Raw genomic sequence first — 6,725 nt, forward strand, 5'->3', positions numbered from 1 at the left:
GTTTCCGTCATTTCGGGTGGCCGGATCACGCCGTTGTGCCTCGGTGGTGGGCGTCGGCTGATACCTCTGGAGGGGGCGGCGGAATTCAGGGGGACGTATGAAGGCGAAGCTGTGGGTGGCCGGGACGGTCGTGGCGGGGGTCGCGCTCGGTGGGTGTGCCGTGCAGGACAAGTCGGCGACGGCCCAGTACGGGATCGACGCGAAGGTGACCGCGCTGAGCGTGACGACCAACGGCGGGAACATCGACGTCGTGCCCGGTGAGGGCACCGGCGCGCAGGTCACGGAGAAGATCCGGTACGCCGGTGACAAGCCCCGTACCGAGCACTCCGTGAGCAACGGCCGACTCACCCTCACCGCCCCCCGCTGCGACGACTGCGGCGTGAACTACACCGTCTCCGTTCCCCCCGGCACGACCCTGACCCTGGACACGGAGGGCGGCAACATCACCGTCCGCGAGGTCGACGGCGCGATGACGGCACGGACGGGCGGCGGAAACGTACGCGTGACGGACACCGCCCCCAAGACCCTCTCGGCCCGGACGGACGGCGGAAACATCGAGGCGTCCCTGAAGAAGCCCCCGTCCGCCCTGACCGCGGAGACGGGCGGCGGCAACGTCACGGTCACCCTCCCCCGCACCCCCTACGCCGTCGACGCCACCACGAGCGGCGGCCGCAACACGGTCTCGGTCCCGACCGACCCGTCCTCCCCGCACCACGTGACCATCCGAACGGGCGGCGGAAACATCGACGTCAACCTGGCACCTTCCACCTGAGGGTGAAACTTCGGCGGCCGCTCGGCCGGGCAAAAGCCTTTGCCGTGCCGCTGTTCAGCCACCGAGACTGGGCGGATGCTGATCCGACGAGAAGCCCCCGCCGACGAACCCGCCGTACGCGCGGTCACCGCCGCCGCGTTCGCCAAGCCGGATACGCCGGACCCCGTGGAGGCCGGCCTCCTCGACCGGCTGCGGACCTGCGAGGCGTGGCTTCCGGAGCTGTCGATGGTCGCGACCGGTGAGCAGGGGGAGATCGTCGGGCACGTCGTCTGCACCCGTGGGCACGTCGGAACCCACCCGGTCCTCGCGCTCGGCCCGCTCAGCGTGCACCCGGCGCACCAACGCCGTGGCGTCGGCCTGGCGCTCGTCCATTCCGTACTGGGCGCCGCGGACGCGACCGGCGAACCCCTCGTCGCCCTGCTCGGCAACCCCGCCTACTACAACCGCTTCGGCTTCCGGGCGAGCACGCGGTACGGCATCACCCCTCCCGATCCCGGCTGGGGCGAGTACTTCCAGGTCCGCACCCTGACCGCGTACCAACCGGCGCTACGCGGCGCCTTCGCCTACCCCGAGCCCTTCAACGACCTCTGACTCTCCGGCATGCCTCAGACGACGGTCACCCTCAGTTCCTCCAGCCCCCGCATCACGAAGCCCGGCTTGCGGGCCGGCTCGGCGGCCAGGGTCAGGGTGGGGGTCAGGGTCAGCAGCGCTCTCATGGACGCCCCCAGCTCCAGGCGGGCCAGGGGGGCGCCGATGCAGTAGTGGGTGCCCGCGCTGAAGGAGATGTGCGGGTTGTCCCTCCGGGTCAGGTCCAGGGTCGTCGGGGCGTCGAAGACGGCCTCGTCGTGGTTGGCCGAGCCGAAGAGGAGGGCGAGTTCGACGCCCCGGGGGATGGTCGTGCCGCCGAGTTCGATGTCGTCCAAGACCCAGCGTTCGAAGAGCTGGAGCGGGGTGTCGTAGCGGAGCAACTCCTCCACCGCCGTAGGGATCAGCTGCAAGTCGGCTCTGAGCGCCGCCAGTTGATCCGGGTGCTCGAACAGCGCCAGCCAGCCGTTCGTCGTGGCGTTCACCGTCGCCTCGTGGCCCGCGTTCAGCAGCAGCACCGCCGTGGAGATCATCTCCTGCTCGGTGAGCCGGTCGCCCTCGTCGTGGGCCGCGATCAGGGCCGAGATCAGGTCGTCCCCGGGGGCCGCGCGGCGCGCCGCGATGAGGCCCCTCAGGTACTCCGAGAACTCCACCGACGCCCGCACCGCCCGCGCCGCCGCCTCCGGGGACGGATTCAGCTCGTACATCCCGCAGATGTCCGCCGACCAGGGCCGCAGTGGCCCCCGGTCCCCCTCCGGGATGCCCAGGAGTTCCGCGATCACCGCGACCGGGAGGGGCTCCGCCACGTCCGCGAGGAGATCACCCCCGCCCGCCGCGACCAGGCCGGCCACCAGGGAGTCCGCCAGCCCGTGCACGTACCCCCGCAGCCGCTCGACCGTGCGCGGGGTGAACGCCTTGGAGACCAGGCGCCGGATGCGCGTGTGGTCCGGCGGCTCCAGGTCGAGCATGCCGTGGTCGTTGAGCGTGTGGAACGGCTCGTGCTCGGGAGGCGGCGCGGTACGGCCGAACTCCTCGTGGGTGAACCGGTGCTGGTACGTCCGCCCCAGCCGCCTGTCCCGCAGCAGCGCCGACACGTCGGCGTGGTGCGGCACCAGCCACTGGTCCGTCGGCTCGTACCGGATCACCCGCCCGCGCCCCCGCAGCTCGGCGTAGGCCGGGTAGGGGTCGGCGAGGAACTCCGGTGACCAGGGGTCGAAGGTGGTGCCCATGGGGGGACGCTAGTGCGTGCGGACCCCACCGGGACAGATGACATGTGTCATCCCCAGCACATGCCCCCGGGCACTGCCGCCGGGGACCCCCGCCTTCCTAGACTCGTGCCATGTTCAAATCCCGCAAACCCGGACAGGACGACGCCTGGGAAGGCGTCGTCACCGACAAGTCGCGCGGCATGCTCGACGGCGCGAACATGTACCACTTCGCCGAACTCCGCCTGAACGACGGCGCGTCCACGAAGGTACGGATCGGCCGCCGGCTCTGGAAGTCCCTGGCCGTCGGCGACCGCCTCGTCAAGCGGCCCGGCGAGGACCCGGTCAAGGCGTAACGCTAGAAAGCGAGTTGGGCGATCTCCTCCGCCACCACCGCGGCCGCGTCCGCCGCCGGGTCGATCAGCGGGAAGTGACCGACGTCCTCCAGCAGCGTCACCCCCACGACCTCCCCGGCCCTGGCCGCCGCGTCCGCGAAGGACTCCGCCACCTCGTAGGGGACGTCCCGGTCGGTACGGCCCTGCACCAGGGTCGTGGCGATGCCGGTCGGGAGGAGCAGTGCGGGGTCCGCGTGCGGGGCCCGCTCCGCGGACAAGTGCTGCCCGCCCAGGAGCTGGCCCACCGCCCCCTCGCAGACCTCCAGCTTCTCCGCCAGCCCCAGATCCGCGATCGGCGCCAGCGCGACGACCCCGCGCAGGGGCGCCGGCCGGTCCGTACGCCAGGGCGAGTTCGCGGGAAGAACGTGCCGCGCGGCCGCCCACAGCGCGAGGTGCCCGCCCGCCGAGTGCCCGGTGAGGACCGTGCGCCGGGCGTCCGCGCCCGGCAGCGCCTCACGGGCCAGCTCCGGCAGCGCGTCCAGCGCGGCGGCGACATCGTCGAAGGTCTCCGGCCACCGGCCCGCCGGAGGCACGGAAGCCGGTTCGCCGCCCGTGTTCTGCGCCGGGACGCCGGGCCCGCCGCGCCGGTACTCCACGTTCGCCACGGCGAATCCCCGCCGCGCCAGGAAGTCCGCGAACGGCGTGATGTGCCGCCGGTCGTACCGCGCCCGCCACGCCCCGCCGTGCAGGAGCACGACCAGCGGCGCGGACGCCGTACCGGTGCGCGGGGCGTAGAAGTCGATCACCTGGTCGGGGTGGTCCCCGTAGGGGGCGCTCGCGTCGGGGTCGACGGGCGGATGGGAGAACGCCGACTCCTCCTCGGCGGCGGCACGGGCTGCGCTTGCGTCCTCCGGCATGCTCCAACCTTCCAGCTGTGTAAGGGTTTTGGCGGACCAGGGCCACGGTGGGGATTCGGCCGTTGGCCGGGACGGTATCAGGCCCGTGACGTGCGCGGACACGGGGATGTCACCCAGGGTGAGGCAGAAGGGGGCTGCGCGGAGTTCGTCCCTCCGCACAGCCCCCGGCGCCCCGTTCCCGCGCCTACGCCAGCACCTCTGCGAGCACCCGCGCGGCGCGCTCCGCGTCCGCGAACCCGACGTACAGCGGGGTGAAGCCGAAGCGCAGCACGTCCGGGTGGCGGAAGTCGCCCACCACGCCCCGGTCGATCAGCCGCTTCATCACGTCACCGGCGTCCGCGCAGCGCAGCGCGACCTGGCTGCCCCGCTCCTCGTGTCGCAGCGGGGTCACGCACTCCACGCGGCCGGGCTCGGTGTACGCGGTCACGCAGTCCAGGAAGAAGTCGGTCAGGGCCAGCGACTTCGCCCGTACGGCGTCCACCGAGACCCCGTCCCACACCTCCAGCGCCGCTTCGAGCGCCAGCATGGAGAGGATGTCCGGAGTGCCGACCCGCCCGCGCCGCGCGCCCGGCACCGGGGTGTACTCGGGGTTCATCCCGAAGGGTTCGGCGTGTGAGTTCCAGCCCGGCAGAGGCGAGTCGAAACGGTCCTGGAGGTCGCCGCGGACGTACAGGTACGCGGGCGAACCAGGGCCGCCGTTCAGGTACTTGTAGGTGCAGCCGACCGCCAGGTCCACTCCGTGCGCGTCCAGCCCGACCGGCAGCGCGCCCGCACTGTGGCAGAGGTCCCAGACGGCCAGCGCGCCGGCGTCGTGGACGGCCGCCGTCAGCGCGGGCAGGTCGTGCAGGCGGCCGGTGCGGTAGTCGACGTGGTTCAGCAGGACGGCGGCCGTGCGGGGGCCGAGGGCGGCGGGGATCTCGGCGGGGGCCAGCGCGCGCAGCTCGCAACCGGTCATACGGGCGGCCGAGTTGGCGATGTAGCCGTCCGTGGGGAAGGTCGTCGCGTCGACCAGGATCTCGTCGCGGCCCTCCCCCGCCATCCGTACGGCGGCCACAAGTGCCTTGTACACGTTGACGCTTGTCGAGTCGCCCACCACGACCTGGCCCGGACCGGCGCCGATCAGCGGAGCGATGCGGTCCCCGATCCGCTCCGGGGCGGTCCACCAGCCCGACTCGTCCCAGGAGCGGATGCGCAACTCGCCCCACTGGCGGGCCAGTACGTCCCGCATCCGGTCGGGTACGTGGGCGGGGAGCGCGCCGAGCGAGTTGCCGTCCAGGTACACGCCCTCGTCGAGGACGAACCGGTCACGCAGTCCGGCGAGCGCGTCGGCCGCGTCCAGCTCCTTGGCGCGCAGCGCCAGTTCCGTACGGTCAGACATGGGACCTCGCCGTCCACAGCTCGGGGAACACGTTCTTGCGGGCCCGCTTCTCCAGCCAGGCCACTCCGGCGGAGCCGCCGGTGCCGGCCTTCGAGCCCATCGCGCGGCGGGTCGCCACCAGGTGGTCGTTGCGCCATCGCCACACCAGTTCGGCGACGTTCGTCAACGCCTCCCCGAGGCGGGCGAGGTCGGAGTCGGGGTCACCGGAGTACACCGCCGTCCACGCGGCCTCGACCGCGTCGACGGGCTCGTACCGCCGGGAGACGTCCCGGTTCAGCACCTCGGCGGGGATCGCGTGGCCGCGGCGGGCGAGCAGGCGTACCGCCTCGTCGTACAGGCTCGGCTCGCACAGCGCCTTCTCCAGCTCGGCGTACGTGCGGGGGGTGCCGCGGTGCGGGACGAGCATCGACGCGGACTTGTCGCCGAGCAGGAACTCCATGCGGCGGTACATCGCCGACTGGAATCCCGAGCCCTCCCCCAGGGTGGACCGGTACGAGTTGAACTGGGCCGGGGTGAGCTGGGCCAGCGGGCGCCAGGAGGCGTTCAGCGCGTCCAGCTCGCGCACGGAGCGCTTCAGCGCGGCGATCGCGGTGGGCACGTCGTCCGAGCGGAGCGCCTTCGCGGCGGTCTCCCACTCGTGCGTGATCACCGTGAACCACAGCTCCATGACCTGGGTCGTCACCAGGAAGACCATCTCTCCGGGGTCGTCGGAGAGGGTGTGCTGGAGGTGCGTGAGCACGTCGGCCCGGACGTAGTCCTCGTACGGCGTCGTACCGGCGAAGTCGAGATGCGGGGTCTCGGGCTCAGCGGCCTCTTCGGCGGCCTGGGAAGGGGGGTGAGCCTGATGGGACATCGCTGTCTCCTGTGGTGAACTCCGGGTAGCGGTCCGCCCCTGCCGATGCCGGCACGGGGGCCCCGGTCCCCAGACCGAATCCTCCGCAATCCCATGGGATACGGCAAGGCGGGGGCGGTAACCCCTAGTGGCAGACTTCCACCATGACTACGCACAAGAACCTGCTCGGCGGCCCGGACCCGACGCACCTGCCCGAGAACGAAGAGGCGTACCGCCTGCTGGACGAGGACGCCCTGGCCCCGGCCGAGGTCGTGGCGAAGTACCCCACGTTCTCCCTGGCCTGGGCGATGCTCGCGGACGAGGCCTTCGAGGCCGGCCGCGTGGTCGAGTCGTACGCCTACGCCCGCACCGGCTACCACCGCGGCCTCGACGCGCTGCGCCGCGCCGGCTGGAAGGGCCACGGCCCCATCCCCTGGTCCCACCGCCCCAACCGGGGCTTCCTCCGCTGCCTCGCCGCCCTAGCCCGCGCGGCCGACGCGATCGACGAGAAGGAGGAGGCGGACCGCTGCTGGCACTTCCTCCAGGACAGCAGCGAGGACGCTTACACGGAGCTGCGGGGCTGAGTTCCGCGGGGCCGGGTTCGCTCATCCCCTCGGAGCCGGCTCCGTGTCTCCCGTTTCCAGGGGTGGGGTCGTGATGCTGCCGTGGGTTCTGCATTCCGGGTGGGGGCAGTCGGGGGT

General features: G+C 72.3%; 8 protein-coding genes. 4 read left to right on the forward strand and 4 right to left on the reverse strand.

What is annotated here, in order from left to right:
- Window positions 1-97: 97 nt before the first annotated feature.
- Window positions 98-772, forward strand: a complete 675-nt coding sequence (locus CCN33_RS05130; RefSeq protein ID WP_086691573.1) for a DUF4097 family beta strand repeat-containing protein — start codon at window positions 98-100, stop codon at window positions 770-772.
- Between the two features lie 75 nt (window positions 773-847).
- A complete protein-coding gene (locus CCN33_RS05135) occupies window positions 848-1,363 on the forward strand; it encodes a GNAT family N-acetyltransferase (protein WP_086691575.1) in 516 nt (171 codons plus the stop codon).
- A gap of 14 nt (window positions 1,364-1,377) precedes the next feature.
- On the opposite strand, the gene CCN33_RS05140 is transcribed toward CCN33_RS05135, so the two are convergent.
- Window positions 1,378-2,586: a cytochrome P450 gene (locus tag CCN33_RS05140; protein ID WP_086691577.1), complete on the reverse strand. Its 1,209-nt coding sequence runs from the start codon at window positions 2,584-2,586 to the stop codon at window positions 1,378-1,380.
- Window positions 2,587-2,696: 110 nt separating this feature from the next.
- On the opposite strand from CCN33_RS05140, the gene CCN33_RS05145 reads away from it, so the two are divergent.
- Window positions 2,697-2,918, forward strand: coding sequence for a DUF7489 domain-containing protein (locus CCN33_RS05145; protein WP_086691579.1), 222 nt, complete (start codon window positions 2,697-2,699; stop codon window positions 2,916-2,918).
- A gap of 2 nt (window positions 2,919-2,920) precedes the next feature.
- On the opposite strand, the gene CCN33_RS05150 is transcribed toward CCN33_RS05145, so the two are convergent.
- The 3 genes from CCN33_RS05150 to CCN33_RS05160 all read right to left on the reverse strand — a co-directional run bounded on the left by CCN33_RS05150 (window position 2,921) and on the right by CCN33_RS05160 (window position 6,045).
- On the reverse strand, window positions 2,921-3,814 hold the full coding sequence (locus CCN33_RS05150; protein WP_086691581.1) for an alpha/beta hydrolase: 894 nt from the start codon (window positions 3,812-3,814) through the stop codon (window positions 2,921-2,923).
- Window positions 3,815-3,998: 184 nt separating this feature from the next.
- The gene (gene kynU / locus CCN33_RS05155; RefSeq protein ID WP_086691583.1) at window positions 3,999-5,192 is read right to left on the reverse strand and encodes a kynureninase; all 1,194 of its coding nucleotides are present in this window, start codon (window positions 5,190-5,192) and stop codon (window positions 3,999-4,001) included.
- Window positions 5,185-6,045: a tryptophan 2,3-dioxygenase family protein gene (locus tag CCN33_RS05160; RefSeq protein ID WP_086691586.1), complete on the reverse strand. Its 861-nt coding sequence runs from the start codon at window positions 6,043-6,045 to the stop codon at window positions 5,185-5,187. Before CCN33_RS05160 ends, kynU begins: the two co-directional genes overlap by 8 nt.
- Before the next feature lie 143 nt (window positions 6,046-6,188).
- Here CCN33_RS05160 and CCN33_RS05165 point away from each other — a divergent pair, with 143 nt between their 5' ends.
- A complete protein-coding gene (locus CCN33_RS05165; protein ID WP_086691588.1) occupies window positions 6,189-6,608 on the forward strand; it encodes a DUF3151 domain-containing protein in 420 nt (139 codons plus the stop codon).
- Window positions 6,609-6,725: the final 117 nt, after the last annotated feature.

The organism is Streptomyces recifensis (assembly GCF_002154615.1).
Taxonomy (GTDB): domain Bacteria; phylum Actinomycetota; class Actinomycetes; order Streptomycetales; family Streptomycetaceae; genus Streptomyces; species Streptomyces griseoluteus.